The 25,758-nt window shown below is 62.1% G+C and carries 26 protein-coding genes; 11 read left to right on the plus strand and 15 right to left on the minus strand.

The window, feature by feature from the left end:
* Positions 1-26: 26 nt before the first annotated feature.
* From J2X15_RS15295 to J2X15_RS15310, 4 genes are read right to left on the minus strand one after another with little or no spacing between them, the layout of a single operon-like run.
* Positions 27-701 (minus strand): ABC transporter ATP-binding protein, encoded by a 675-nt coding sequence (locus J2X15_RS15295; RefSeq protein ID WP_310344266.1) that lies wholly within the window; start codon positions 699-701, stop codon positions 27-29.
* A complete protein-coding gene (miaA, locus tag J2X15_RS15300; protein WP_310344268.1) occupies positions 698-1,672 on the minus strand; it encodes a tRNA (adenosine(37)-N6)-dimethylallyltransferase MiaA in 975 nt (324 codons plus the stop codon). Before miaA ends, J2X15_RS15295 begins: the two co-directional genes overlap by 4 nt.
* Complete coding sequence (locus J2X15_RS15305) at positions 1,669-3,084, minus strand: MATE family efflux transporter (RefSeq protein ID WP_310344270.1); 1,416 nt, start codon at positions 3,082-3,084, stop codon at positions 1,669-1,671. The genes miaA and J2X15_RS15305 overlap by 4 nt, the downstream gene beginning before the upstream one ends.
* Positions 3,085-3,119: 35 nt before the next feature.
* Positions 3,120-4,013, minus strand: a complete 894-nt coding sequence (locus tag J2X15_RS15310; RefSeq protein ID WP_310344272.1) for a DMT family transporter — start codon at positions 4,011-4,013, stop codon at positions 3,120-3,122.
* A 61-nt stretch (positions 4,014-4,074) separates the two neighbouring features.
* On the opposite strand from J2X15_RS15310, the gene J2X15_RS15315 reads away from it, so the two are divergent.
* The 4 genes from J2X15_RS15315 (at position 4,075) to J2X15_RS15330 (ending at position 6,821) form a co-directional block, all read left to right on the plus strand.
* On the plus strand, positions 4,075-4,236 hold the full coding sequence (locus J2X15_RS15315; protein WP_310344274.1) for a hypothetical protein: 162 nt from the start codon (positions 4,075-4,077) through the stop codon (positions 4,234-4,236).
* 66 nt (positions 4,237-4,302) lie between these two features.
* Entirely contained in the window at positions 4,303-4,737 is a 435-nt protein-coding gene (locus tag J2X15_RS15320) for a hypothetical protein (RefSeq protein WP_310344276.1), read from the plus strand.
* A 414-nt stretch (positions 4,738-5,151) separates the two neighbouring features.
* Positions 5,152-5,898 carry a hypothetical protein gene (locus J2X15_RS15325; protein WP_310344279.1) on the plus strand — a complete coding sequence of 249 codons (747 nt, stop codon included), beginning with the start codon at positions 5,152-5,154 and terminating at the stop codon, positions 5,896-5,898.
* A 224-nt stretch (positions 5,899-6,122) separates the two neighbouring features.
* Positions 6,123-6,821, plus strand: coding sequence for a hypothetical protein (locus J2X15_RS15330; RefSeq protein ID WP_310344281.1), 699 nt, complete (start codon positions 6,123-6,125; stop codon positions 6,819-6,821).
* A gap of 250 nt (positions 6,822-7,071) precedes the next feature.
* Here the strand turns inward: J2X15_RS15330 and J2X15_RS15335 are convergent, their stop codons facing one another.
* Positions 7,072-7,704: a LysE family translocator gene (locus tag J2X15_RS15335; protein WP_310344283.1), complete on the minus strand. Its 633-nt coding sequence runs from the start codon at positions 7,702-7,704 to the stop codon at positions 7,072-7,074.
* Between the two features lie 229 nt (positions 7,705-7,933).
* Between J2X15_RS15335 and J2X15_RS15340 the strand changes: the two genes are divergently transcribed.
* From J2X15_RS15340 to J2X15_RS15350, 3 genes are read left to right on the plus strand one after another with little or no spacing between them, the layout of a single operon-like run.
* Positions 7,934-8,524, plus strand: coding sequence for a GbsR/MarR family transcriptional regulator (locus J2X15_RS15340; protein ID WP_310344285.1), 591 nt, complete (start codon positions 7,934-7,936; stop codon positions 8,522-8,524).
* Entirely contained in the window at positions 8,511-9,845 is a 1,335-nt protein-coding gene (locus J2X15_RS15345; RefSeq protein ID WP_310344287.1) for a cytochrome ubiquinol oxidase subunit I, read from the plus strand. Before J2X15_RS15340 ends, J2X15_RS15345 begins: the two co-directional genes overlap by 14 nt.
* On the plus strand, positions 9,838-10,887 hold the full coding sequence (locus J2X15_RS15350; protein ID WP_310344289.1) for a cytochrome d ubiquinol oxidase subunit II: 1,050 nt from the start codon (positions 9,838-9,840) through the stop codon (positions 10,885-10,887). The genes J2X15_RS15345 and J2X15_RS15350 overlap by 8 nt, the downstream gene beginning before the upstream one ends.
* Positions 10,888-10,896: 9 nt before the next feature.
* Here J2X15_RS15350 and J2X15_RS15355 read toward each other — a convergent pair whose 3' ends face one another.
* The 7 genes from J2X15_RS15355 to mutL form a co-directional block, all read right to left on the minus strand.
* A complete protein-coding gene (locus J2X15_RS15355; protein ID WP_310344291.1) occupies positions 10,897-11,223 on the minus strand; it encodes a hypothetical protein in 327 nt (108 codons plus the stop codon).
* A gap of 14 nt (positions 11,224-11,237) precedes the next feature.
* Entirely contained in the window at positions 11,238-12,551 is a 1,314-nt protein-coding gene (locus J2X15_RS15360) for an ammonium transporter (RefSeq protein ID WP_310344387.1), read from the minus strand.
* Between the two features lie 115 nt (positions 12,552-12,666).
* The gene (locus tag J2X15_RS15365) at positions 12,667-13,407 is read right to left on the minus strand and encodes a DNA alkylation repair protein (protein ID WP_310344293.1); all 741 of its coding nucleotides are present in this window, start codon (positions 13,405-13,407) and stop codon (positions 12,667-12,669) included.
* A 5-nt stretch (positions 13,408-13,412) separates the two neighbouring features.
* On the minus strand, positions 13,413-14,564 hold the full coding sequence (locus tag J2X15_RS15370) for a YbdK family carboxylate-amine ligase (RefSeq protein ID WP_310344295.1): 1,152 nt from the start codon (positions 14,562-14,564) through the stop codon (positions 13,413-13,415).
* A gap of 24 nt (positions 14,565-14,588) precedes the next feature.
* Positions 14,589-15,392, minus strand: a complete 804-nt coding sequence (locus tag J2X15_RS15375) for a gamma-glutamyl-gamma-aminobutyrate hydrolase family protein (protein WP_310344297.1) — start codon at positions 15,390-15,392, stop codon at positions 14,589-14,591.
* A 59-nt stretch (positions 15,393-15,451) separates the two neighbouring features.
* On the minus strand, positions 15,452-15,673 hold the full coding sequence (locus J2X15_RS15380; RefSeq protein ID WP_310344299.1) for a hypothetical protein: 222 nt from the start codon (positions 15,671-15,673) through the stop codon (positions 15,452-15,454).
* A gap of 45 nt (positions 15,674-15,718) precedes the next feature.
* Positions 15,719-17,710, minus strand: a complete 1,992-nt coding sequence (gene mutL, locus J2X15_RS15385) for a DNA mismatch repair endonuclease MutL (protein ID WP_310344300.1) — start codon at positions 17,708-17,710, stop codon at positions 15,719-15,721.
* 72 nt (positions 17,711-17,782) lie between these two features.
* Here mutL and J2X15_RS15390 point away from each other — a divergent pair, with 72 nt between their 5' ends.
* From J2X15_RS15390 to J2X15_RS15405, 4 genes are all read left to right on the plus strand, one after another.
* Positions 17,783-18,583 (plus strand): sterol desaturase family protein, encoded by an 801-nt coding sequence (locus tag J2X15_RS15390; RefSeq protein ID WP_310344301.1) that lies wholly within the window; start codon positions 17,783-17,785, stop codon positions 18,581-18,583.
* Between the two features lie 90 nt (positions 18,584-18,673).
* Positions 18,674-19,144 (plus strand): hypothetical protein, encoded by a 471-nt coding sequence (locus tag J2X15_RS15395; protein WP_310344303.1) that lies wholly within the window; start codon positions 18,674-18,676, stop codon positions 19,142-19,144.
* 70 nt (positions 19,145-19,214) lie between these two features.
* Positions 19,215-19,859: a VTT domain-containing protein gene (locus tag J2X15_RS15400; RefSeq protein ID WP_310344305.1), complete on the plus strand. Its 645-nt coding sequence runs from the start codon at positions 19,215-19,217 to the stop codon at positions 19,857-19,859.
* Positions 19,860-19,929: 70 nt separating this feature from the next.
* Positions 19,930-22,869: a putative bifunctional diguanylate cyclase/phosphodiesterase gene (locus tag J2X15_RS15405; protein ID WP_310344307.1), complete on the plus strand. Its 2,940-nt coding sequence runs from the start codon at positions 19,930-19,932 to the stop codon at positions 22,867-22,869.
* Between the two features lie 15 nt (positions 22,870-22,884).
* Here the strand turns inward: J2X15_RS15405 and J2X15_RS15410 are convergent, their stop codons facing one another.
* The 3 genes from J2X15_RS15410 to tsaE all read right to left on the minus strand — a co-directional run bounded on the left by J2X15_RS15410 (position 22,885) and on the right by tsaE (position 25,724).
* Positions 22,885-23,664 (minus strand): N-acyl amino acid synthase FeeM domain-containing protein, encoded by a 780-nt coding sequence (locus J2X15_RS15410; protein ID WP_310344308.1) that lies wholly within the window; start codon positions 23,662-23,664, stop codon positions 22,885-22,887.
* A gap of 132 nt (positions 23,665-23,796) precedes the next feature.
* Positions 23,797-25,209, minus strand: coding sequence for an N-acetylmuramoyl-L-alanine amidase (locus J2X15_RS15415; protein WP_310344310.1), 1,413 nt, complete (start codon positions 25,207-25,209; stop codon positions 23,797-23,799).
* Positions 25,206-25,724 (minus strand): tRNA (adenosine(37)-N6)-threonylcarbamoyltransferase complex ATPase subunit type 1 TsaE, encoded by a 519-nt coding sequence (gene tsaE, locus J2X15_RS15420; RefSeq protein WP_409034292.1) that lies wholly within the window; start codon positions 25,722-25,724, stop codon positions 25,206-25,208. Before tsaE ends, J2X15_RS15415 begins: the two co-directional genes overlap by 4 nt.
* Positions 25,725-25,758 lie beyond the last annotated feature (34 nt).

Raw genomic sequence — 25,758 nt, forward strand, 5'->3', positions numbered from 1 at the left:
CATTGCGGTCTGTGTTGCCAACCCGTTCAAGGGCTGGGGACTTGGGCGGGCAGGTGCGGGGCGATGCCGTCGGCCCGCAGGTGCAACACGCGGTCTGCCTGCGCGGTGGCGGCCAATGAGTGCGTGACCAGCACCAGCGCCGTGCCGTGCTGGCGCGTTTGCGCCACCAGCGCGTCCATCACCTTGGCTGCCGTGGTCGGGTCCAGGTTGCCGGTGGGTTCATCGGCCAGCAACAGGGCGGGCTGGTGCACCAGCGCCCGCGCGATGGCCACGCGCTGCAGTTGCCCGCCGCTGAGCTGCTGCGGCAGGCGCGTGCCCAGGCCGCCCAGGCCCACGGCTTCCAGCAAGGCTTCGACCTGTGCCGGGTCCGGCCGGTTCAGCAGCAGCAGGGGCAGCGCCACGTTTTGCGCCACGTCCAGGTGCGGCAGCACATGGAAAGCCTGGAACACAAAGCCTACGGCCTCGCGGCGCAGCAGGGCGCGGGCATCATCGTTCAAGGTGGCCAAGTCGTGCCCAGCCAGTTGCACGCTGCCGCTGTCCCAGTGGTCCAGCCCGGCCATGCAGTTGAGCAGCGTGGACTTGCCCACGCCGGATTCGCCCACGATGGCAACAAATTCACCGGGAGCCACGTCCAGCGATACGTTGGCAAACACGGGCGTACTGCCGTAGCGCTTGCTGAGGTTTTGGACACGCAGGGTCATGGGGCGGAGCGCTTGGCCAACACGGAATCGACCAGCATCAGCACTTGCGCCAACGCATCGGGTGCATCGGCAGCCACCACCTGGCGCTGCGGCATGGAGCGCAGCCAGGTGATCTGCCGCTTGGCGAGCTGGCGTGTGGCGAAGACGCCCTTGTCGCGCAGCTCAGCCATGGGCCACAGGCCGTCGAGTGCCTCCCAGGCTTGGCGGTAGCCCACGCAGCGCACGCTGGGCAGGTCCAGATGCAGGTCGCCGCGCGCGCGCAGGGCCTGCACTTCGTTCATAAAACCCTGGGCCAGCATGGCGTCAAACCGCTGGGCGATACGGGCGTGCAGCCAGGCGCGGTCGGTAGGTTCCAAGGAAATAAGGGCTCTAGCCCCCGTGGAATATGCGCCAGCAGCTTCTGTTTTGATAGCAGCGCCAGCCGCGTGGAAGTGCGACAGAGGCAAACCCGAGATGCGGTACACCTCCAGCGCACGCTGGATGCGCTGGCTGTCGGCAGGGGCCAGACGGGCGGCGGTGATGGGGTCTACCTGTGCCAGCTCGGCGTGCATGGCGGGCCAGCCTTTCTCCGCAGCCTCCGCGTCCAGCGCGGCGCGCACTTCGGGGTTGGCGGCGGGCATGTCGTCTATCCCGTCGAACAGGGCCTTGAAGTACAGCATGGTGCCGCCCACCAGTAGGGGCAGCTTGCCGCGTGCAGCAATGTCAGCGATGAGCGTTTGCGCGTCACGCACAAATTCGGCGGCGCTGTAGGCGTTCAGCGGGTCACGGATGTCAATGAGGTGGTGCGGCACGGCCGCCAGCTCTTCGGCGCTGGGTTTGGCCGTGCCAATGTCCATGCCGCGGAACACCAGTGCGGAGTCCACGCTGATGATTTCACAGGGGCGCTGTTGCGCAATGGCCAGCGCGGCGGCCGTCTTGCCGCTGGCGGTGGGGCCGGCCAGGCAGAGGTGAAAGGGCAGGGCCGTGTTCATACGTTGCGGGCCTGCCCAGGCAGGTGGTCCAGCGCCACCTTGCGCAACAGCAGCACCAGGCCGACGGCGGCCACCGTCAGGCCCACCACGAGCGCGATCCAGAAGCCCTGCGCGCCCATGGCCTGGGCCGGGCGCCAGGGCAGCCAGTGCGGCGCCAGGCCCAGCACGCAGCCCAGTGGCAGCGAGAAGCCCCAGAACGCGGTGAGGTGGATCACCATGGGGCTGCGCGTGACCTTGTAGCCACGGATGGCGCTGCTGGTCACCACCTGGGCGGAGTCCGACAACTGGAACACCGCGGCCAAAAACAACAGATTGGCGGCCAGTGCCGCCACGGCGGGGTCATTGGTGTAGGCGCCGGCAATCTGGTGCGCGAAGAGTGCCATGCCGGTGGCCGACACCACGCCAAAGCCCAGACCGGCATTCACGCCCACCCAGGCCCGAAAGCGCGCTGCCACCGGGTCGCCCGCGCCCAGCGACTGGCCCACGCGCGTGAGCAGGGCAATGCCCAGGCTCAGCGGCACCATGAACACCAGCGAGGTGAAGTTCAGCGCAATCTGGTGCGAGGCCACCTCGCGGCTGCCAAACTCGGCGATCAGCAGGGCAATGAGGCCGAACGCGCTGGTCTCGGCAAAGTAGGTCACACCGATGGGAAAGCCCAGCTTCCACAAAGCGCCCAGCTTCTCGGGGTGCGGCCATTCCCATTGGCCGAATGGCCAGGTGCTGCGGTAGGCTGTTGCGCAGCGCATCCACACCAGCAGGCCCAGAAAGTTGAGCCACACACACAGCAGCGTGGCCCAGGCACAGCCCAGCCCGCCCAGGCGCGGGAAGGGGCCCACGCCAAACACCAGCAGCCAGTTCACCAGCACGTTGAGCGCCAGCGCGGCGAGTGACATCACCATGATGGGCTTGGTCTGGTTCAGGCTGGCGCTGTAGCCATAGAGCACGCGGTAGCAGGTGAAAGCCGGCAGGCCAAAGCTGATGATGAAGACAAAGCCGCTGGCTACCTCGCGCACATGGGGCTCAATGTCCATGTGGTCAAACACCTGCGCGGCCGCGTTCACCAGCACCATGGCACACAGGCCCACACCCAGCGCCTTCCACAGGCCCTGGCGCACCAGGTGCGGCACCTTGCCAAACTCTTTGGCGCCCACGTGGTGGGCTACCAGGGGGGCGACGGACATCATCAGCCCCATGAGCGTGATGATGGTGATGTTCCAGATGGAGACGCCCAGCGAGATGCCGGCCAGGTCGTGCGCCGATGCATGGCCGGCCATGGCCACGTCCACCACCGACATGCCCACGTTGGCCAGTTGCCCGATCAGGATGGGCCAGGCCAGCTGCCACAGGGCAAGCAGTTCGGTGCGGGCGCGGGTCGTGCGGCTGGGGAATGCGTGGGGGGAGGCAAGGGTCATCGGCCTGCCATTCTACGAGTGCACCTGGGCTGCGCTCAGGGCTTGGCGTCGATCAAATCCAGCCAACGCTGCAGCGGGTTGAAACCCGTGATGAGGGCGCTGGCCACCAGCACCAGCGCGCCGCCGATCAGCAGGCCACCGCCCAGTTCTTCCCCCAGAAAGAGGTGGCCCCACAGCACGCCAAACACCGGAATCATGAAGATGGGGCTCATGGCGGCCACGGGGGTGACGTGGCGCATGATGCGCAAGTGGCCCCAATAGGCCAAGCCCGATGTCACGATGCCCATGACCGCGACTGCCATCAGGGCACCCAGTGTGAAATGTGCTTGCGGCAGGCTGTAGGCCGCACCGGGCAGCAGCATGAGCAGTGACAACAGATGGATGCCGGCCGCAATTTGCAGCGGCTGCATGTGGCCCACGGCCCGTTTGGTGATGGGGGTGGAAAAGCCGTAGCAGGCCGATGCCAGCACACAGGCCAGCACCGCCAGTACCACGTTCAGCGAGAGGTGCACCGGCCCCAGGCTCACGATAAAAGCCACCCCCGCAAACCCGCACACGCAGCCCAGTACCTTGCGCGTGGTGATGGTGTCCTCCCCCATGCGGGCAGAGGCAAACATGCCAAAGATCACTGCGGTGGAATTCAGCAGCGCGCTGTAGCCGGCGGGCAGCTGCAGCCCGGCCCAGGCAAAAAGCAGGAATGGTAGGGCTACCGACAGTGCGCCGATCACCGCCAGCGTGCGCCATTGCTTCCAGGCCCAGGGTTGGCGCATGGCCCGCATCAGCAAGGCCAGCGTGGCAGTGGCCATACCCACGCGCAACAGCGCCAGCACATTGGGGCCGAATACGGGACTGGCGATGCGGATAAAGAGGAAGGAGGCGCCCCACAGGGCCGACAGCGCAACCAGCTGCGCAAAGTATTTGGTTTTCATGGGTGGGCCCATTGTCATTCAGTTGACCTGGCGCAATGTTGTTGCCGCGCGTGGGGCCGGTTTGACAGCAAAAAACCGGGTCGGTGCACCGTCGTGTGACAGCCTGCAAAAGCAGGCCATGGACCAGCAGTCGTCGATCGCCAGGCTGGTGGCCATTGAACTCAATGACCAGTTCGAAGAACGCAAGCATTCGCTGCAGCTGGTGTGCATTCATCGCCACTGAATGCTTGAGCGTGGCCAGGGCCGTGTGGTACCGTGAGATCGGTCCGCAACGTCACAAGGAGCCGCCATGCTAGATCTTGATGCACTCATCAACACCGGAGTCAGCGCCAGTGAAAAGATGGACAAGCTGTCACGAGAGTTCGAAGAATTTGCGGTACGCGCGCACGAGGTGTTGACAGGCAAAGCCTTTCAGATTCGCGACATTGAAGTCAAGCTGGATTTGGAGCCAGGCCGATTCAGCGCACGGCTTCGCGATGGTCCAGTCGTTCAATTTGTGTTGACAGTTGGTATCGACGCGCAGGGAGCGACCAGGGGCTATGTCAACGCCTATATGAGGAACGAATTTTCAGTGGACCCCTTCAAACATCTGGGGATGTTTTCCTTCAATGCCGATGGTGAGATGGAAGAGCGCGATAAGGAAGGTAACCTTCTGGAAATTGGCGGCGGTAGCCACGCAGCGGGGCTGGTACTGCGCTACTTGATCGCAAGCCTCCAGCCTTGATACCTGACGGTGCGTTGCCTCGCTGCTTGGGGTTACGCTCTCACGACTATTGCGCCCCATACTCTTTTTTGAATTGATCTTGGATGCGCCACCTCGCATGCAATTCAGTGCGACGGTTGTTGACACCGAAGGCTGTCACGCACTTAGGCTGCGAGCAGGTGTTGATCGGTCGTATTTGCTTCAGGTTGGGGCCAACAGCCGACATCCACGACTAGCAGGTTTAGAGCGACGAACCTTGCCTAGAGAGCAAACCTGCTCCCCGTACATTCAGCTAGTACATTAGCCTCTCATGAAACTGTTCGCGCTCCTATCTGTTGCCCTTATGTTTTCCGGATGCTTGTTTACCCTCGCACGACGTAGCCGCGCGACCTCGGCCTTCAATGATTGATCAAGACAACTCAGATACCCCACAAAATGAACGCAGCACAGCGCCTCTTGCGTGTTTACGAAGCACTCCAATCTCTGCCCCATTCCCCTGACCTGCAAATGTCGCAAGTGTGGTCTCGCGTATTGTTGGTTCCCCTTGGTCAATCAGCTTCTGAAGATGAGATTACCGAAGGTTTGCTGGATTTGCGCGCGGAGATTGAACTGGTGAAATGGAAGTTGGCGCAGTCTGAATGCCCGCCTACACTCATGCAGCCCGGACTAGATCGACTGAGAGACACCGCTTCAGCAACGTATCTCAATCAGGGGTTCTCGGGTCTGCGTAGCAATCTACTTGCCCCAGAATGTAGCTATGCGTTCAACTTCGCCGTCTGGATGCTTCGCGATGAAACTGAGCCAGACATTGACGAAAGTCAGCTCAGCGAAGTTCAGGCCGCGATGGCGCAACTGGAGATAAGAACCGCAGAGGCGACCATGTCGCCCGCACTCCGAATATTTCTTCAGAAGCACATCAAAGCCCTTCGCAGAGCAATACGTCGATCCAAAGTTCTAGGCCCCAAGGCTACGGAGGAAACATACAAGATAGTGCGGCTCGAAATGGCAATGGAGAGCAAGAACCTTGCCTCTGATATTGGCCAAGCCGAGAAATCTGCACCTGGAATCGTGACTGATTTTTGCAGTGCGGTGGAAAAAGTTGGTGTCATCAGCGATGCAGTGACGAAGGTTTCTACAGCTATTCCTCATTTTCAAGCGTTTGTCCAGCAATTGCTCTCTTGATGACGTACCTGGAAGTTGTGATGAACTTACTGGAGAAATGCTCGACCTAAAGAGAAAGAGACTGTTTCAGGGACTGAGAATTTTTGATTGGGTCGCTGCAGTTCGACAACTGGATCGAGATTTGCTCGCCATCGAATCGGTGAGGAATAGCTTGTATAGGCGGAAGAATTTGAAAAGTACCCGTGCCTCCGCAACTATGATCAGAGGCAGATTGGGGAGGGTGAATGCGTTACAGAACGAACGAAACAATTGCGACACTTTCGGTTGTGGCCTTGGTTGGCATGTTCGTCGCCGGGAATGAGCCAGTCATCGCTCCACTGCGAGGTACTGCTGTGGAACCAATGCTTCACTCCTTGCACTATGAGAATGCAATCATCTTCAACCTGTGCGTTGGGTTTCTCGGCGGGGTGATCGTTTGGCTTCTGAATGTTCTTGTACCTGAAAGGCAAACCCGGGCCATCCTCCGCGACAATTTGCGGAAACAGTACCAATACTTTCGGGAGGATGTTATCAGCCTACTGCTCGGCGCTGGAGGCTCTTACTCTGCCGGACTGCCGGCCCAACTCAGTCGTCCGAATGCGTTCCGTGATTACTATCGTGGTGAGAATCAGCAGCGCTGGTACGACGTTCTCAACTATCTGCAAGCGAACCCAGAACGGTTGTCAGATATCGTTGCACATATGCAGACCCTCTCAAATGAGGTCGAGTACCTTCTTCACAAGATAAGCATCGATGATGAAGAGGTCCATGCCTTCCTGAAGCGGCTCAGTCTCCACACGCATCGTCTGCAGCACCTCTCTGTGTACAGCTATGACGAAGTGAAGTATCTTGGCGGATTCATCTTCGAGATGCTTGCAGCCTGGAGCGTTATATCTGGGTATCTGGAGGCCGATCCTGTTGCTTGCATGATTGAGAAAATTTGAACCCAACCCGCAAATGGACAACCTTCAGCAGCGGAGCCTCGCGAGTAGGACTTGGACCTCAACAATTGCTGCGTAGCCGACAACTTACAGAATGTACTAGTTGTAATAGAGCCAGTGTCCGCTCTCAGGCATTGCGATATCAAAAATCAATTTCCGCATTGGGTCGACTACCGCCTTTGATGTCAATGCATTAGAAGACCACCGGCCACTCTGCCGTGGATTCACTCTGGTGGTTGCACACAACCTGCATTCAGTTCGCCCTTGACTTCAGCGCCAACACCGACACCCCGGACACAATGAACGTCACACCGGCCCCAATGTTCAACCCTGCTGTCACCTTGGGCCGTGCCTTGAGCCAGGTGGCCAGGCGGTGGGCGAAGCCGCCCAGGAGGGAGAAGACGACGGTGGTCATGGTGGCAAAGAGGGCGCCATAGACCAGCATTTGCGTGGTCACCGAGCCGCGGCCGGCGTCCACAAACTGGGGTAAAAAGGCCAGCACAAACAGGCCGGGCTTGGGGTTCAGGATGTTGGAGAGCGCGCCGCTGATGAAGATGCGGTGCAGCGGCAGGTGGGCCGCGGGGGCAAAGGCAATCAGGTTTTTGGTGGTCAGCGCCTTGTAGCCCAGCCAGACCAAGTAGACCGCGCCGATGGCCTTGACGACCCAGAAGACGGTTTCCGATGCTTGAATCAGCACCGACAGCCCCAGCGCCGCCGCCAGCGTGTGGAACAAGATGCCGATGCCTGCACCCGTCGCCGACAGGATGGCGGCACCGCGCCCCTGGCTCAGGCCGCGGCCGATAGCCAGAATGTTGTCGGGTCCGGGCGCGATGACGACAAGCAGACAGGCGGCCAAATAGGGCATCAACACTTCAATTGGGAACATGGGAGATCCTGGGGTGGGGGAGTCCCATTATTGCTGCAACAGTGCCCCAGTCGCGTGGAGCGCTATAAATTGAATAGCTGCTGGCACACGTTGCGCGGGGGCTAGAGGCCAATTTCATGCTGTAACGGTCAAACGAATACCCCTTGATCCAAGTCAAGGTTAGGAGTGGCTGGGTTCGTTAATTCCTGAGATTTCAGAAAATACTGAAAATTCAGGAAAGACCAGAACCATGAACCTTCCTCCGCTCACGCAGCGCTTTGTGCTGCACTTTGGCGAAATGGGCAGCCGCTGGGGCATCAACCGCACGGTGGGTCAGATTTACGCGCTGCTGTATGTGTCGGCCAAGCCGCTCAACGCCGACGAGATTGGGGAGGCGCTGGCGTTTTCCCGGTCCAACGTGAGTATGGGGCTCAAAGAGCTGCAGTCGTGGAACCTGGTGCGGCTGATCCACCAGCCCAACGACCGGCGCGAGTACTTCCAGGCGCCTGAGGACGTGTGGGCCATCTTCCGCACCCTGGCGGCGGAGCGGCGTAAGCGCGAAATCGACCCGACGCTCTCCATGCTGCGCGACGCACTGATGGAGCAGCCTAGCGTGGCGGAGGATATCCATGCGCAGGAGCGCATGAAGCAGATGCATGCCTTCATCGAGTTGATGACCGACTGGCTGGACGATGTGCAGAAGATGGATTCCGAAACACTGGCCAGCCTGATGCAGATGGGCGCCAAGGTGCAAAAGCTGCTGGAGATGAAAGACCGGGTGAAGAGTGTGTTCACCCCCGCCAAGCCCAGCACGGAAGGAGCCGACCATGGACAGCTTTGACCCCGTTGTGCTGGCCCGCATCCAGTTTGCGGCCAACATGACGTTCCACATTCTGTTTCCCACTATCAGCATTGCTATGGGCTGGGTGCTGCTGTTCTTCAAGACGCGTTTCACCGCCACGGGCCAGCAGCACTGGATGGACGCCTACCAATTCTGGGTCAAGGTGTTTGCACTGACCTTTGCGTTGGGCGTGGTCAGCGGTATCACCATGAGTTTCCAGTTCGGCACCAACTGGCCGGGCTTCATGAACACCGTGGGCAATGTGGCCGGCCCGCTGTTGGCGTATGAAGTGCTGACGGCCTTCTTTCTGGAAGCCACGATGCTCGGCATCATGCTGTTTGGCCGCGGGCGCGTCAGCGAACGGGTGCACACCACGGCCACCTTTTTGGTGGCGTTTGGCACCACCATGTCGGCCTTCTGGATTCTGGCGCTGAACTCGTGGATGCACACGCCCACTGGCTTTGTGATGATCGACGGCAAGGCGCATGTGACGAGCTGGCTGGAGGTCATCTTCAACCCGTCGTTCCCGTACCGCTTGACGCACATGCTGATTGCATCGGGCCTGACGGTGGCCTTTTTGTTGGCGGGCTTGTCGGCCTACCGCTGGCTCAAGGGGGACAAAGGCAAAGCGGTGCAGGCCTCGCTGCGGACGGGCCTGTTTGTGGCAGCCGCGCTGATCCCGCTGCAGATCGTGGTGGGCGACCAGCATGGTCTGAACACCTTGCACCACCAGCCCGCCAAGATCGCGGCGATGGAAGGCATTTGGGAAACCCAAAAGGGCGCGCCCGCGGTGCTCTTTGCCATGCCCGACAAGGCCACGCAAACCAATAAGTTTGAGGTGGCGATCCCCAAGCTCGCGTCGCTGTACCTCACGCACGATTGGAATGGTGAGATCAAAGGCATCAAGGATTTTGGTGACCAGCATCCCCCGGTGGCGCCGGTGTTCTGGGCCTTCCGCATCATGGTGGGTGTGGGCTTGCTGATGCTGGCCGTGAGCTGGCTGGGCAGTTGGCAGGTGCGCAAGGACGCGCTGCAGCCTTGGTTGGCACGCGTGTTGGTGGCCATGACCTTTGCCGGTTGGGTGGCCTTGATTGCCGGTTGGTATGTGACCGAGATTGGCCGCCAGCCTTGGCTGGTGCAGGGGGTGCTGACGGCCGCACAGGCGGCATCCAAAGTGCCTGCCAGCAACATCGCTTTCACGCTGGTGATGTACCTGAGCCTGTACGCCGTGTTGCTCACGTCCTATGTGAGTGTGCTGTTTTACTTGGCGCGCAAGGCCAGCGTTCCAGCGCCCGTTTTGCCGGAGGTTGCCCATGCTTGATACAACAACCGCTTTAGCCATGCCCGACCTGACCCAGCCCGCCGGCTGGTTGCCGCTGGTGTTTGCACTGGTGATGGCGCTGGCTATGCTGGCCTACGTGATTCTGGATGGCTACGACCTGGGTGTGGGCGTGCTGCTGCGCCGTGCCGACGACGTTGCGCAGAAGGACACCATGATCGCCAGCATTGGCCCGTTCTGGGATGCGAACGAGACCTGGCTGGTGCTGGGTGTGGGCGTGCTGCTGGTGGCATTCCCGATGGCGCATGGCGTCATCCTTGGGTCGCTGTACCTGCCCGTGGCACTGATGCTGGTGGCGCTCACGCTGCGGGGCGTGGCGTTTGACTTCCGCGTGAAGGCGCGCGACAAGCACAAGCCGCTGTGGGACCGTGCGTTCTATGTGGGTTCGCTGCTGGCCGGTTGGTCGCAAGGCTTCATGCTCGGTGGCTTGGTCACCGGCTTTGCGACGGACTGGGGTAGCCAGCTGTTCAATGCGTTGATTGGCCTGTGCCTGGTGGCCGCCTACTGCTTGCTGGGCGCGGGCTGGCTGATCATGAAAACAGAAGGTGCGCTGCAGCTCAAAGCCGTTCGCTGGGCGCAAGGCAGCCTATGGCTCACTGCTGCAGGGGTGGCTGCCATCTCGTTGGCCACGCCCTGGGTGAGCCAGCGCATTTTTGACAAGTGGTTCAGCTTCCCCAATGTGGTGATGTTGCTGCCGATTCCTGCCATGACGGTTGCGCTGTTTGTGGTGATCGCCCGCAGCCTGAAGCGTCTGCCCACGCGCCTGGCGCAGAACAACCAGTACGGCGCGGCTGTGCCGTTTGCCAGCACCGTAGGCATCTTCCTGCTGGCCTTCTATGGTCTGGCCTACAGCCTGTTCCCCTGGTTGGTGGTGGACAAGCTCACCATCTGGAATGCAGCCAGCGCGCCCGAGGCCTTGATGGTGATCTTCTACGGCACCGTGGTGGTGTTGCCAGTCATCATTGGCTACACGGTGTTTGCCTACCGCGTGTTCTGGGGCAAGAGTACGGCGCTGAAATACTGAGCCCGGGGCTCAGCGCAGGCGCGATTTGTATTTTTCCAGCGCGGCGGTTTTTGCGTTGTCGTCTACCACGGGCGATGGCGCTGGCGTGTCGGCCACGACCGGCGCACCAGGCTTGGGCACGGTGGTGCCGCGCGGCCCAAACAGTTTGGTTTGCACATACGCGGCGTAGCCCTGCAGCCGGTCATCTTTGCTGCGCAGCGCCTCCTCGATCACCTCGGTGGCGTAGGGCACATCGTGCAAAAACTGGTGCACATCCAGCGTGCGGCCAAACTCCCGTTTGATGGGGATGACCATACGCACCAGGTAGGTCATCAGTTCAGAGTCGGGCGGGTTCATGGCGATCTGCATTCTCAGGAGCCCGCAACCATTTCACCGTGTTGCGCCAGGTCCAGGCCCAGGGATTCTTCCTTGTCGGTCACCCGCAGTCCCGCCAGCGGCCGCACTATCAGCAGCACCACATAGGTCATGGCGCCAGCAAACAGCGTGACAGCGAGCGCACCGGTCAGGTTGGTGAACACGGTGGACGTGATGGGGGCAATTTCTTTCAGTGCAAACACCGGGGTGAGCACCGTGCCCACAAAGCCGCCCACCCAATGCAGGGCGAACACGTCCAGCGTGTCGTCAATGCCGGTGAGTGCCTTGAAGCGGGTGACGGCGAGGTAACAGGCAATGGCTGCCACAAAGCCGATGGATGTGGCGCCCACCACGCCTACATAGCCCGAGGCAGGGGTCACGGCAATCAATCCGGCAATGGCACCTGTGGCCATGCCCAGCACGCCGAACTTGCCATGTTGCATGTATTCACACAGGCCCCAGACAAAGGCTCCTACACAGGCCGCCACCTGGGTGGCCAGCAGCGCACCGACGGCGCGCGAACTGGCTTCAAACGCAGAACCGGCGTTGAACCCGAACCAGCCCGCCCACAGCAGGCCGGCACCAATGACGGTGATCAGCAGGTTGTGCGGCACCATGGGTTCCTTGCCAAAACCCTTGCGCGGCCCCACTACCTTGGCAGCCACCAGGCCGCTGATGCCGGCTGCAATGTGCACCACCGTGCCACCTGCAAAGTCCATATGCCCCATGGCGGCCAGCCAGCCGGTGGGTTGCCATACCCAGTGCGCCACGGGCGCGTACACCAGCAGTGTCCACAGGCCGGCAAAGAAGATGGTGGCGCTCAGGCGCAAGCGCTCTACCGTGGCCCCAATGACCAGCGCAAATGAAATGATGGCAAACGCCAGCTGGAACAGAAAGAACGCCGACTCGGGCACGGTGGGCGCAGAGGTATGCGCTTTGACAGAGGCTCCAATGAGGCCGTTGCTCCAGACGCGGCTGAAATCCCCCACCAGACCATTGCCCGGCGTGAAGGCCAATGAATACCCCAGTGCCGCCCACACCAGCGTGACCACGGCCGTGGCCGCGAACACGTGGGCCACGACAGACAGCGCATTTTTGGCGCGCATCATGCCGCTGTAAAAAAGCATGATGCCGGGCACCGTCATCAGCAGCACCAGCACCGTGCACACCAGCATCCAGGCCGTGTCGCCACTGTTGAACACGCTGGGTACCGCAGCAACCGCCTGGGCCGCCACGGGGCCGCTGGCCACCAGCATCGCAAGCACGGCCACAGCAAAAGTGCCGCGGGCCGAAAGGGTGGGAAGGTGCATGGTCACAGTGTCTCTCTCGGTGTTTGTTGTTATGGTGAAAGCTCGTTTCATCTGGTGAAAGTGGCCTCCAGCAAAGATTACAACACGGAGCGCGAGCGAGGTGCTTACTCGTAACTTACGCGCCCAGCCACTCCGAAAAGTCGCCTTTCAGCATCGCCGCGCGCTGCGCTGGCGTGAACTTCTCCATGGCATAGCGCAGCGTGGTGCGGGGCAGGGCGGTGTAGTGGGTTTGTAGGAAGTCCAACAGTTTCGTCTCGTCCCGCTTGCCCAGTTCGCGCAGCATCCATCCGCAGGCCTTGTGCATGAGGTCGTGCGGGTCGGTGAGCAGCTGGGCGTAGAGCTTCAGCGCATCGTCAAAGTCGCCCGCGCGAATAAAGGCAAAGGTGCTGAGCACGGCCAGGCGGCGCTCCCACAGTACGGGGGATTGGGCCCATTGCCAAAGGATGCTGCGGTCGCGCTTGAGCAGATACGGTCCGGTGATGTACGGCCCCACGCCGTCCACCAGGTTCCAGTTGTTGATGCGGTGGCGCTGTTGCAGCACACACTCAAATACTGCGGTCTGCACGTCAGCCTTGCCCTTGGCAAAGCGGCGCGTGAGGATGTCCAGCGCCATCAACCTCGCTTCGTTGTAGGGTGAGTGCATCAGGGCCGCGCAGTCGTCCAGTGACAAGGTGTTGAACTGGCGCGCCACTTCGCGCACCTGCGGCACTCGGATGCCGTAGAACCGGTCGCCCTCACCATACTCGCCGGGGCCGGTCTTGAAGTAGGTGGCAGCCGTGCGGGCTTTACCGGGGTCGGCCAGCGCACGCAAACTGTCTTCTGCCAGCACGGCATTGGGGGACACCCCGGAGCCCATGGCCTTTAGCCTCGCATGGGGGCCAGCAAATGCTGACTCAGTGCTTTGGAGTTGTTCACCAGGCCATCGTCTTTGGACTGGATCTGGTGGTCCACATTCAAAGTTTCTTCCCAGGTATTGCGCATGAGGGTGGCGTCCTGTTCGTTGCCGATGTGGGTGTGCAGGCGGCGGATGTGTTCTACATCGGCCTCGCACACGGGCGACTGTTCAATGCTCTGGATCAGGCTGGCACACCAGTCTCGTGCGGGTTTCCATTGCTGGGTGAAGGGATCGAACAACTCCGCGTCCAGACCGTCGCGGCAGGCAAAAAAACGGCTCACGCGTTCGGCTGTCGGTGGCGATGGCGTGGTCGGCAGTACCAGTTTGCCGTGGAGTATCAAGGCTGCGCAGGCGCGGGTGAATGCCGCCAGGCCCACCGCCTTGGCGACAGACAGCGGCGTGTCAAACACGCGCACTTCGATGGTGCCGAACTCTGGTTTGGGGCGCACATCCCAGTACACGTCCTTGAGGGAAGTGGCCAGTTGCGTGGAGAAAATATCTTGGGCATAGCGCTCAAACTCTGTCCAGTTCTTAAATCTGGGCATGGGGCCACCATGGGGGTAGATCAGGGGTTCCAAAGGCCGGGAGGCGCAGAAACCCGTGTCCTCCAGCTGCAGATAGGGCGACGCGGCAGACATGGCGATGAACAGGGGGACAAGGGCCTGCAAGCCATTGCCCATGTGGATGGCGTCATCGGCACTGGCGGCGCCGATATGGACGTGCATGCCGTAGGTGGAAAAGCGCTTGGGCAAATAGCCAAAGCGGCGACTCAGTTCGGCCGCACGGTCGGTGGGCGCGAGCACGCGCTCATTCCAAAACTGCGTCAGTTGCGTTCCGCCGCCCCGGATCATCAGATTCATGGGCGCGGCCACATCGCACAGCACTTGCGTCAGGGCCATGGCTTCTGCCGCCATCTCGTCCGCATCTGTATGCACCGAGGTATTGAGTTCCATGGTGGACAGCGTGGCCTCCAGAGAGAAGCGCTCCGCATCCGTGCGCCGCTTGACGATCTCCCAGAACTCCAGGCTGGAGGGGGACAGCGTGCCTGTGGAGCCGTTGACGATTTGCAGCTCCAGTTCCATCCCGAAGGTCAGTGCGTGTGATTTTTTGAATTCCATCGGTGCTCCTCTTTTATAAACTGACTAATTGCTTTGTTGAGCCCGAGCGGATGCGAGAAAGTCGCGCAGCAGCGGGGTGTCATCAAAGATAACCTGGCAGTTCTTCTGGCGAAACTCCGGGTGCCATTGCACCCCGGCAACAAAGCCTGGCCCGCGACGGCGAATGGCTTCGATCACGCCGTCATCCGGGCAGTGCGCCTCGACCACAAAATCCGGCGCCAAGTCCTTGATGGACTGGTGGTGGATGCTGTTGATCATCCCGTGCTGCAGACCGGGGTACAACGCAGCCATGTGCGTACCTGGCACAATTTCGAGTGCGTGGACGTTGCGTTCATACATCTCGGAGCGGACATGCGGCAAGGCCTGCGGCATCTGCGTTCCAATGTCTTGCCACATGGTTCCGCCAAAGGCCACATTGAGCATTTGCAGACCGCGGCAAATGCCAAACACGGGCTTGCCCGCTTTGACAAAGGCCTCGATCAGGCTCTTCTCGTATGCATCACGCACCGGGTCGCCGGCCCATTCAGGGGCTATTGGCACTTCGCCGTAAGAGGCCGGAGCGACGTCGTTTCCGCCTTGCAGAACCAGCCCGTCCAATGCTTGCGCGTAGTGGCCCAGGTTCAGTTCTTCGGTCTGCACCACGCTTTGCGCATCCACCGCAGGAACCATCACGGGCAGCGCGCCGCCGCGCATGAGCCACTGGGCCACGGACTGCTCCAGGAAGTGCAGTGTTTTGGTCCACACACCGCCCAGGTCCAGCACTGGGCCGGACGGGTAATAGATGCGCGCCGAAACGCCTATGAGTAATGCCGGTGATTGAAAAGGCATGGCACCACTATACGCAAGCCAATGAAAACCTGGCCCGGCGTAGGCCTGTATGCCAATCGTCAGTTTCGGGGGGATGGGGCAATGGCTTTGTCCAGCTTGTCGTCCATCTCACCCAGATGCGCGCTGAGCGAGTGGGTCGCTTCCGACAAGGCACGCTGGTTGGCTTCAGCGGCTTGGGTGATCTTCTGCTCCAGGGTGCCGGTGGCGGAAAACTCCGCCCAGTTCAGCCCGATAAAGGCAAATAGGCAGGCAAAGACGGCCAGTAAAACAGCAGCGCGCAAAGTCGTGGAAGGGCCTCCGGTTGTTTCGGCCCATTGTGGACTCGTTTATCGGCCGCGCAAAAACAGCGTGTCCAGCTCCTTGAGCGTGAGCTGGCGCCAGGTGGGGCGGCCGTGGTTGCACTGGTCGCTGCGCTCGGTGGCTTCCATGTCGCGCAGCAGCGCGTTCATTTCTTCGAGGGTGAGTTTGCGGTTGGCGCGCACGGCACCGTGGCAGGCCATGGTGCCCAGGATTTCGTTTTGCGCGCGCTGGATGACGGTGCTGGCGTCGTGTTGCGCCAGTTCGGCCAGCACGCTGCGCGCCAGCTCGACTGCATCGCCCTGGGCCAGCGTGGTGGGCACGGCGCGCACGGCCAGCGTTTTGGGCGAGAAGGGGCTAATCTCCAGGCCCAGCGTGTTGAGCGTGGCGACATGGGCTTCGGCTGTGGCCACTTCGTCGGGGGTGGCGGCAAAGGTGGCGGGGATGAGCAGGGGCTGGCTGGCCAGAGGGTGCACGCTGCCGTCGGGGGCAGTGAGGCTGATTTGTATTTTGAGCCGTTCGTAGACGATGCGTTCGTGGGCGGCATGCATGTCCACGATGACCAGGCCCTGGTTGTTTTCGGCCAGGATGTAGACGCCTTGCAACTGGGCGATGGCGCGACCTAGGGGCCAGACTTCTTCTGCGCTCGCAGGACGGCCGGGCGACTGCGGGCTCTGCTCCGTGTCCCCCGCCCGCGTTGCGGGCTCCTCCTTTACCTGCGCAGAGCCCACAGCCGCCCAGCCGTCTGGGGTGCTGGTACTACGCTGCCACAACGCACCTACGTCACTGACACGATGGCCGATGAGGCTGCTATCTGCTTCAAATTTGATAGCTGGCTGCGCACTGTACATGGGGGCTACAGGCACTTTAGGCACATAAGTGCCGGGTTGGGCCAGCAGCGAGGGTGCTTGGGCCTGGCCGTCCACGGCACCTGCCGCAGCGGCAGCGCGCGGCGCGGCCAGGGTGTCTTCCACCGCGTGGCGCACGGCCTGGTGCACTTCGCGGCTGTCGCGGAAGCGCACCTCGATCTTGGTGGGGTGCACGTTCACGTCCACGCGCGTGGGGTCCATGGCCACATAGAGGGCGTAGACCGGCTGGCGGTTGCCGTGCAGCACGTCCTCATAGGCGCTGCGTGCAGCGTGGGTCAGCACCTTGTCGCGCACAAAGCGGCCGTTCACGTAGCAGAATTGTTGGTCGGCGCGGGAGCGGGCAGCGTCGGGCACGCCGGCGCGGCCCCAGACGCGCAGCGCGGGCTGGCCGTATTCGTTGGCCTGTTTGCTATGCCAGTCCACGCGCACGCTTTGCGCCAGAAACTCGGGGCCTAGCACGTCGCTGAGGCGCTGGTCCAGTGCGGCCAGCGGATCGGTGGGTTCGCCCTCCACAACACATTTGCGCCACTGCTCCACCAGCTTGCCTTCGTGCCAGATGGCAAAGCCCACGTCGGGGCGGGCCAGCGCGTGGCGGCGCACGGCTTCGATGCAGTGGGCTAGCTCGGTGGCGTCGGTCTTGAGGAATTTACGGCGGGCCGGCGTGCTGTAGAACAGCTCTTTCACTTCGACCGTGGTGCCCTGGCTGCGCGCCACGGGCTTGAGTTCACCGGTGCGGCCGTCCAGCAAATAGGCATCGTTAATGCCGCTAGCCCGCGACAAGATTGCGCAATCAGCTATGGAATTGATAGCGGCCAGCGCCTCTCCGCGAAAGCCCATGGTGGCCACGCTCTCCAGGTCGTGCAGGCTGCCGATCTTGCTGGTGGCGTGGCGCTTGAAGGCGATGGGCAGCTCGTCGCGCAGGATGCCCTGGCCGTCGTCCTCCACGCTGATCAGGCGCACGCCGCCAGCCAGCAACCGCAGCGTGACCTGGGTGGCGCCCGCGTCCAGCGCGTTGTCCACCAACTCGCGCACCACGCTGGCCGGGCGCTCCACCACCTCACCAGCCGCAATCTGGCTGATGAGTTCGTCTGGGAGTTCGCGGATGGGGCGGCGGGCCGCGGCGGCGAGGGAAGAAGGTAACGAAGCGTTCACCGGTCCATTTTAGGGGGCGAACTCGGGTAGCATGCGCCGGCCACAGCGTTGTGGTGACTTCAAAGGCGCGGCATGCTTCCTGATTTCAGCAACTGGCAGAACCCCGAGGCACTGGCCTGGCTGGCCCATGTGTATAGCCAGGCCCTGATCCACGAAGGCACGTTTTACCTGACCGCCGCGCTGGGCGTATGGTTATTGCTGCATGTGCTGCTGCGCAAGCGCCTGGCGCATCGCCTGATTGCCCAGTGGCCCGCGCAAAAGGACATCCGGCGCGAGATGCGCTATTCCATCTCCACGCTGCTGATTTTTTCCGCGCTGGCCATGGTCATCACCGCGGCCGTGGTGAGCAACCGGGTGACGGTGTATTTCCGGCTCACCGAATATGGCATCTGGTGGCTGGTGCTGAGTTTCCCCGCCATGCTGCTCTGGCATGACTTTTACTTCTATGTGACCCACCGGCTGCTGCACACGCGCTGGCTGTTCCGCCACGTGCATGGCCTGCACCATCGGTCACGCCACCCCTCGCCCTGGGCGGCCTATGCCTTTCACCCGCTGGAGGCGCTGATGAATGCGCTGGTCACGCCGCTGGCCCTGCTGGTGGTGCCGTTGCACGTGGGCGTGCTGCTGGCCTTTGCAGTGCACCAGATCACGCGCAACGCCCACGGCCACGCCGCGGTGGAGACCATGCCGCGCGGCTTTGCCACCCATTGGCTGGGTGGGCGCTTCACCACCACCACCCACCACCACCTGCACCACGAGACAGCCCAGGGCAACTACGGCCTGTGGTTCACCTGGTGGGACCGGATCTGCAAAACCGAAAACCCGCACTACCAGCAGCGCTTTGCGCAGGTGACGTCCCAGCCCAAGGGATAGAAAAACAGCGCTTTTCGGGCTTTATTTTGCGGCTGGGCGGCCGCAGCCCTGGCGACACTGTGGGGGAGCACATCCCTTGTGGGGCCCGCCATGCAAATCAACCGCCTGAACCTGATCTTTCCTCCCACCACGCCCGGTGCCCCTGGCGCATCGGCGCAGCCTGACGCGCTGAAGCCCGAGGCTGGCAGCACGCGCTCCACAGGCCTGGCCGCACCGCCCGCCCGCAAGGCGGTGGCCGCGGTGGAGCCCAGCGCCGCCCCTGAAGCCGCAGCACCTGCCAGCGTCACGCTGGAACTGGGTAGTGCCCAGAAAGCAGCGGCCAACGGCATTTACACGCGCAGCGGCGTGGTCGCCGGCCGCGCCAGTGCCGCGGTGGACCAGACCCCGGCAGAACAGTTTGTGGCCTCGGCGGTGAACACCCTGCGTGACTTTGATGCGAACAAGCTGGGCATGGGCGTCGCATCGACCTCGGGCGGCAGCGCCGAAGCGCTGCCCACCAGCCGTTTTGGTGGTTTCGGCAGCTTCAAGCAGGCTGTGGCCAAGCTCAACGTCTTCGCCTGAATCCGCGATAAGCCTCACGGTGGCTGGGGTGTCATGGCCATGCCGTGACGGGCAGGGATAATCCAGGTCCATGGAACTCATCGCTTCGCTTCTTGACTTCGTCCTACATGTAGACAAATACCTGGAGGTGTTTGTGCAGAGCTATGGCCTGTGGGTCTATGCGCTGCTGTTTGCCATCATTTTTGTGGAAACCGGTGTGGTGATCATGCCGTTCCTGCCGGGCGACTCACTCTTGTTTGTCGTGGGGGCCATGTGTGGCGTGGGCCTGATGGACTACACCGTGTCGGTGGGGCTGCTGCTGGCGGCGGCGGTGCTGGGCAACCAGAGCAACTACGCCATTGGCCGCTTTATCGGCCCCAAGGTGTTCCAGTGGGAAGACTCGCGCTTCTTCAACAAGCAGGCCTTCGACCAGGCCCATGCGTTTTACGAAAAATATGGTGGCGTCACCATCATTGCCGCGCGCTTCATGCCGTTTCTGCGCACGTTTGCGCCCTTCGTGGCGGGTGTGGCGCAGATGACACGTTCCAAGTTCACTTTATTTGATGTGGTGGGCGGTACGCTGTGGGTGGGCGGCATTGTCACCATCGGTTACTTCTTTGGTAATTTCCCTTGGGTCAAGGCCCATCTGGACAAAATCATCTGGGCCATGATCCTGATTCCCGGTCTGGTGATCTGCGGTGGCGCGCTCAAGTCGCGCTTCAAGACCGCAAGTTGAGCCCCGTTCTCATGGCATAGTAGAAGTCGCGTGACGTTGCACGCGACTTCTACAAACATAGAACAAAGGCATGGCGGGAAAAGTCGTTGAAACCCTGCTGGACCGATTAACCACCCTGGTGTTTCCTGCCGTGCTGGTCGCGCTGGCTGGTCTGGCGCTGTTGTGGCAATTGGGGCACTCAGACATTGCAAGAGGCATTCCTCTGCCCATCCAGGTGTGGGAGGAATCCGAGCCCGTGGATGTAGCGGCGCTGGACCGCGTTCGCCAGCATCTGGAAGCCGTGCCAGCCACGGCTTCCGCAGAAACCCATCTCTCTACCAATAACTTCTGGTTTGCTGTGCAGGTGCCCCAAAGCCCGGTGGACCATCCATGGGAGATTGATTTTCCGTCGCGCCACGGCACCGCACTGAGCTGCTGGAACCTGCAGACTGGCCTGCCGCTGGGGGATGCCAACCGCTTTACCGTTTCTGGTGGCATGCAGCGCAGCCGCGCTGGTTTCTCACTGCAGCCCGCTGAGTCTGCCGCGCCCTGGAGCCTGCTGTGCCGGGCCGCTTATCGGGGGCCTGCCAAGATTTCTGCGGATGCTTGGGAGCCGCATGCCTTGGACATGGCGCAGGTGTCGCACCAGAAAACCGGTGTGATGCTGGAGGCCGGCATTGGCGTGCTGGCCATCTTCATGCTGCTCACCGCCGTGGTGAACCGCAGCGCCCTGTACTGGACCTTTGTGGGCTGGCTGCTGCTGAATATGCGCATGGCGGGTCTGTCGGCAGGCACCGACGTGGAGCTCTTTGGCGGGGCCCTCGACCCGGCCTGGTTCACGCCCATGCGCCAATGGACCTTGTGCATGTACTACGCCATGACCATTGGCCTGTTCAGCGCGCTGTTCAAAGCCGAGTTGCAGGACGTCAAGGCTGGCTGGCTGCTGAGGTTGCACCAGCTCAGCGCGGTGGCCGTGATCGTGGCCTGCCCGTTCCTGTCGTACGAACGTGTCTTGCCGACGCTGTGGGTTGCCACTGCTTCGGTGGTGATTTTGATGGTGGTTTACCTGGCCAAAATCCTGCGTCACACGCATTCCCGTGTAGCGGCGTGGTACGCCGCCTCCATCATCGTCACGCTGGTGGCCAGCCTGAACGAAGTGGTAGCGGCCGCCACCGGCCAGCGCCTGTTGCTGGCCGGGCTCAACAGCGTGACGGCCGCCATCGCCTCGGCGCTGCTGGCGTCTGCCGCGGTGGCCGAACACATGCGTTCGCACCGCCTGCAGAACCTGCGTGCCCAAAAGCTGCTGGAAGCGGCGTACCAGGATTCGCCCATCGGTCTGTTCACCATCGGGGCGGGTGCGCAAATCATGAAGGCCAACCCGGCCTTCCATGCCATGGTTCGGCGTATCCCCGTGGATGGCCCCTTGTCGCTGCAGCAGCTGTTCGATGCGGACGTGGTGCAACAAATCGTGGCCTTGCACAGCGCGCGGGCCAGCACCTCTATCGAGCTGCAAACCCAGACCCTCTTGCCCCGTGCCACGGGTAACAGCTGGTTTGCGATCAAGGCCTCGACGGTGGATGGCAAAACTATCGAATGCTCGCTGCAGGACATCACCGAACGCGTACAGGTGACGGAGCGCCTGGAGTACCTGGCCAGCCACGACCCATTGACCGGCTGCCTGAACCTGCGCGGCCTGGCCCTGGAGACGGCCAAGGTGGGCTACCAGTCCACCGCGCTGGCCTACTTTGACCTGGACCGCTTCAAGCTCATCAACGACCTGTATGGCCACACCGCGGGCGACAACGTGCTGATGCAGGTGGCCGAGCGCATGGGCAGCGTGCTGCAGCGCCACGACATGCTGGCCCGCGTGGGGGGGGACGAGTTTGTGGTGGTGTTCTCGCGTGCCAGCATGGCCGACAGCGAGGCCAGCTGCAACAGCATTGCCATGCTGATTGGTTCGGCCCCGTTCCAGATCGACAACCAGAGTTTTTCGCTGGACGTGTCGGGCGGGTTGGTGGAGACCGCGCAGTTCAGCCAGTCGCCGTTGAAAGACATCGTGTCGGCAGCCGACACGCTGTGCCGCATGGCCAAGAAGCGCAGCAACCAGCGTTTGGTGGTGATGGAGTCGGGCGACCGCTTCTTTCAGCAGCACCAGGACGAGCTGGACCTGATCAACTGCCTGGAGCGTGGCGAAACGCCCCAGGGCCTGTTCCTGATGATGCAGCCCGAGTTGTCATTGAGCAGGCCTTTTGATTCGCTGAATTTTGAAATGCTGGTGCGCCTGCGCAAGCCCGATGGCAGTGTGGTGGGCGCCGGCACCATCATCGAAGCCGCCGAGGCGCATGGCAAAACCGCCATCATCGACCGCTGGGTGGTCACCACGGCCATTGACTGGCTGGAGCTGCATGCCCAGAACCTGCAGCAGACCCATTTTGTGGGCGTGAACCTGTCCGGTGGTTCGCTCAACGACGAGTCGTTCACGGCCGAGCTGTTTGCGCTGTTCGAGCAGCACCCGCTGGCCTTGTCCAAGATCTGCATCGAGATCACAGAGACCGTGGCCATCACCGACATGCGCAACATGCAGCGCTTCATTGACCGCCTGCGCGCCATGGGCGCCAAGGTGGGGCTGGATGACTTCGGTGCCGGGTATTCCTCGTTCGGCTACCTCAAGGGCTTGTCGGTGGACGCCCTCAAGCTCGATGGCTCACTGGTGCGCGATGCGGCACGCAGCCAGTCCGGCATGGCCATCATCATGGCCATTGGTGGCCTGGTAAGCAGCCTGGGCATGAAGTCGGTGGGCGAGTTTGCCGAAGACCTGGCCACCATCCGTGCGCTGGTGGATGCTGGCATCGATTACGCGCAGGGCTATGGCATCAGCAAACCGGTGATGCCCGAAAAAATCCTGGCCGCCCAAAGCGGTGCCGATTTCATCGAGGACCCCGAGATCCTCGCCTTCGTCAAGCTGCTGCAAGCCAATGCGGATGCCACCATGTCCCTGTTCCCGGAATCAACCCTGGGCACCCTGCACTGATCCCGCGCTTTTCGCTTACAGGGCCATGGCGGCAGAAGCCTTCCATTCGGTCTCGCTGTCCGTCAGCACCATGCTGTCCTCGGTGGTGGTTTGCGGTGCATCGATCTCTGGGCAGTGCCAGGGCTGTACCAGAGGCTTGGCCCGGGACAGGTCAATGTCCGGGTGATGGGCCTCAAAAAAGAAGCGGTGCAGGCTGTGCTGCGACGCGTGCCACAGTGGCTGCACGGCGCGGGGTGCCAGTTGCATCACCCGGTGCGGTACACCACCCGTGAAGGTCATGGGGTAGAAGACACCCGCCTCTCCCACGTCAGAAAAATACAGGCTGTCGTAAATGCGGTCTACGGGACGGCGGCCCGTGGCCATCATCCAGTCCACGTCTTGCGCCAGGCAGTAGCTGTGCAGCGCCTTGAACAGGGCCGTGCGCACCAGCGAGGACTGGGGGTTGCCCTTCACGCACAGGCGGGTGGTCTCTACCATGCGGCTTCCGTGAAAGCGCGCGGGCAGTTTCAGCGAATGCTGCAAGGGCAGGGCTTTGATCTGGTTGGCATGCGTGCGCAGGGTGCCGAGCATGGAGCCGTCCAGCTTGGAGGTGGCGACGAATACTTCGCAGCCGGGCTCAAAGTCCGCGGCTTCGGCTTCACGCAGCTTGGCGCCCAGTTCGGGGAGGTGTTTGCCGTAGGAGGCAGCGCGCAGCTGGATCACACCTTCCATCTGGGCCCGGGACGCGATCTCCACCTTGAACGGCAAAATCTCCGATGAAAACCCCAGCGGTGAAACGCAGCTTGCCTGAACCATGACAACCTCCCTTCGGTAACGTTATTGAGGGAATCAGTCTAGGGTTAGCACCTAGTTGTAATCGCCGAATTAAGCGGTGTTTTGGCCGCCTTTTCGGGTCTGGTGCTGGCACCGGAGGTGCAGGCTGGAGGGTTAGCTGGTCGTGCGGTTGCGCGCCAGCGGCGGGTTCTTGGCGAAGTAGCTCTCAATGCCGCGCATCAGCGCATCGGCGAGCTGGTTTTGGTAATCCTCGCTGTTGAGCTTGATCTCTTCACTGGGGTTGCTGATGAAGGCGGCCTCTACCAGCACGCTGGGAATGTCGGGCGCTTTGAGCACGGCAAACGCGGCCTGCTCGACCTTGGGTTTGTGCAGCTTGCCCACGCGTTTGATCTCGCCCAGCAGGTTGCTGCCCAGCTTCAGGCTGTCGTTGATCTGAGCGGTGGTGCTCATGTCCAGCAGCGCGCGCTGCACCGTGGCGTCCTTGGCTTTCACGTTCAGGCCGCCAATCAGGTCGGCCTTGTTTTCCTTGGCTGCCATCCAGCGCGCCGCGCTGCTCGACGCGCCGCCCTGGCTCAGCGCGAACACGCTGGCGCCCTGCGGGTCGGGGGTGAAGAACGCATCGGCATGCAGGCTGACAAACAGGTCGGCTTGCACGCGGCGCGCCTTTTGCACGCGGGTACCCAGCGGCACAAAGAAGTCGGCGTCGCGCGTCAGGTAGGCGCGCATGGCGTTGCCGTTGACGCTGGCGTTGTTGATGCGTTCGCGCAGCAGGTGGGCCAGTTTCAGCACTACGTCCTTTTCTTTGGTGCCACCGGGGCCGATGGCGCCCGGGTCTTCACCGCCGTGGCCAGGGTCCAGCGCAATGATGATCAGGCGCTCGGTGGTGGGCGTTGTGGGGCTGGTTGGAAGCGGTACTTTAGTGCCATTTGAGCCGCTAGCCCCCGTGGAATCTGTGCGAGTAGCTCCTGTTTTAGGAGCGTTCTGGGCGATGGCGGTGCCCGGCACTACAGGGCTGGAGGCTGGGCGCTGCGTGTGCTGAGCAATCAATGCGTCCAGCGGGTCGCTGCTGGCGGCGGGCTTGGGTGGAGTGGCTGCCGCGGCTTTGGCGTTGTCCGTCAGGCGCTCGGCAATCAGGGCCTCCAGCGGGTCCACCTCGTTCACCGGGTACAGGTCCAGCACCAGCCGATGCTGGTAGGCCGCCACCGGGCTCAGCGAAAACACCTGGGGGCGAATGGCGTGTTTCAGGTCCACCACCAGCCGCACCACGGTGGGCGTGAACTGGCCCACACGAATGCCGGCGATGTTGGGGTCATCGGCTTGCACCTTGGCCACCAGCTCCTTGAGGGCGGGGTTCAGCGTGATGCCCTCAATGTCTACCGCCAGCCGCGGCGGGCTGGGCACAAAGAGTTGCTTGGTGACCAGTGATGCATCGGACTCGATGGTGACGCGCGAGTACTCGGGCGCAGGCCACACCCGCACGGTCATGATGGTGGCGCCGCGCGCCAGTTCGGCAGCGCCCAGGGTCAGCACGATGCTGCCCGCCTGCAACAGTGTGCGGCGCTTCATGTCGCCGCCTCGGGCAGGTGCCGCAGGGGCTGCAGCAACGCGACACCGGTGGCGGTGTGCGGCGTGAGGGTGACAAGGCGGCTCGCATCGTCCAGCGTGCGGATGTGCAGGTCGACATCGGCCACGGGCAGCATGCCAACCGCCTTCTCGGGCCACTCGGCCAGCTTCAGGCCGGGGCTGGCAAAGATGTCACGGAATCCGGCTTCCTCCCACTCGCGCGGGTCGCTGAAGCGGTAGAAGTCAAAGTGCCAGATGTTGAGCGCGTCCAGCTCGTAGGGTTCCACCACGGCATAGGTGGGGCTTTTGATGCGGCCGGTCACGCCCAGCGCCTGCAGCAGGTGGCGCACCAAGGTGGTCTTGCCTGCGCCCAGGTCGCCATGCAGCGCAATGAAGGCATTGGCCAGCGCGGGCTGCGCGGCCCAGTGGGCGGCAAACGCGTGGGTGGCCGATTCGTCCGCCCACGCCAGGGTCAGGCTGCTTTCTACAATGGGGTGGTGACGATCAACAGCACTCAAATCAACGCTCAATCAGACAGTGGGCAAGAGGGCA

This window comes from Rhodoferax saidenbachensis, assembly GCF_031457975.1.
GTDB classification, from domain to species: Bacteria; Pseudomonadota; Gammaproteobacteria; order Burkholderiales; family Burkholderiaceae_C; genus Allorhodoferax; species Allorhodoferax saidenbachensis_A.

Excerpts from the sequence above, each read along its gene's own strand:
- J2X15_RS15310 (WP_310344272.1), bottom strand. The coding sequence starts at position 4,013 with ATGAAAACCAAATACTTTGCGCAGCTGGTTGCGCTGTCGGCCCTGTGG.
- J2X15_RS15390 (WP_310344301.1), top strand. The coding sequence starts at position 17,783 with ATGCTTCCTGATTTCAGCAACTGGCAGAACCCCGAGGCACTGGCCTGG.
- J2X15_RS15325 (WP_310344279.1), top strand. The coding sequence starts at position 5,152 with ATGAACGCAGCACAGCGCCTCTTGCGTGTTTACGAAGCACTCCAATCT.
- J2X15_RS15350 (WP_310344289.1), top strand. The coding sequence starts at position 9,838 with ATGCTTGATACAACAACCGCTTTAGCCATGCCCGACCTGACCCAGCCC.
- J2X15_RS15320 (WP_310344276.1), top strand. The coding sequence starts at position 4,303 with ATGCTAGATCTTGATGCACTCATCAACACCGGAGTCAGCGCCAGTGAA.
- J2X15_RS15360 (WP_310344387.1), bottom strand. The coding sequence starts at position 12,551 with ATGCACCTTCCCACCCTTTCGGCCCGCGGCACTTTTGCTGTGGCCGTG.
- J2X15_RS15375 (WP_310344297.1), bottom strand. The coding sequence starts at position 15,392 with ATGCCTTTTCAATCACCGGCATTACTCATAGGCGTTTCGGCGCGCATC.
- J2X15_RS15410 (WP_310344308.1), bottom strand. The coding sequence starts at position 23,664 with ATGGTTCAGGCAAGCTGCGTTTCACCGCTGGGGTTTTCATCGGAGATT.
- J2X15_RS15405 (WP_310344307.1), top strand. The coding sequence starts at position 19,930 with ATGGCGGGAAAAGTCGTTGAAACCCTGCTGGACCGATTAACCACCCTG.
- J2X15_RS15365 (WP_310344293.1), bottom strand. The coding sequence starts at position 13,407 with ATGGGCTCCGGGGTGTCCCCCAATGCCGTGCTGGCAGAAGACAGTTTG.
- J2X15_RS15305 (WP_310344270.1), bottom strand. The coding sequence starts at position 3,084 with ATGACCCTTGCCTCCCCCCACGCATTCCCCAGCCGCACGACCCGCGCC.
- J2X15_RS15345 (WP_310344287.1), top strand. The coding sequence starts at position 8,511 with ATGGACAGCTTTGACCCCGTTGTGCTGGCCCGCATCCAGTTTGCGGCC.
- miaA (WP_310344268.1), bottom strand. The coding sequence starts at position 1,672 with ATGAACACGGCCCTGCCCTTTCACCTCTGCCTGGCCGGCCCCACCGCC.
- J2X15_RS15335 (WP_310344283.1), bottom strand. The coding sequence starts at position 7,704 with ATGTTCCCAATTGAAGTGTTGATGCCCTATTTGGCCGCCTGTCTGCTT.
- J2X15_RS15415 (WP_310344310.1), bottom strand. The coding sequence starts at position 25,209 with ATGAAGCGCCGCACACTGTTGCAGGCGGGCAGCATCGTGCTGACCCTG.
- J2X15_RS15330 (WP_310344281.1), top strand. The coding sequence starts at position 6,123 with ATGCGTTACAGAACGAACGAAACAATTGCGACACTTTCGGTTGTGGCC.
- J2X15_RS15400 (WP_310344305.1), top strand. The coding sequence starts at position 19,215 with ATGGAACTCATCGCTTCGCTTCTTGACTTCGTCCTACATGTAGACAAA.
- J2X15_RS15355 (WP_310344291.1), bottom strand. The coding sequence starts at position 11,223 with ATGAACCCGCCCGACTCTGAACTGATGACCTACCTGGTGCGTATGGTC.
- J2X15_RS15340 (WP_310344285.1), top strand. The coding sequence starts at position 7,934 with ATGAACCTTCCTCCGCTCACGCAGCGCTTTGTGCTGCACTTTGGCGAA.
- J2X15_RS15295 (WP_310344266.1), bottom strand. The coding sequence starts at position 701 with ATGACCCTGCGTGTCCAAAACCTCAGCAAGCGCTACGGCAGTACGCCC.
- J2X15_RS15370 (WP_310344295.1), bottom strand. The coding sequence starts at position 14,564 with ATGGAATTCAAAAAATCACACGCACTGACCTTCGGGATGGAACTGGAG.
- J2X15_RS15395 (WP_310344303.1), top strand. The coding sequence starts at position 18,674 with ATGCAAATCAACCGCCTGAACCTGATCTTTCCTCCCACCACGCCCGGT.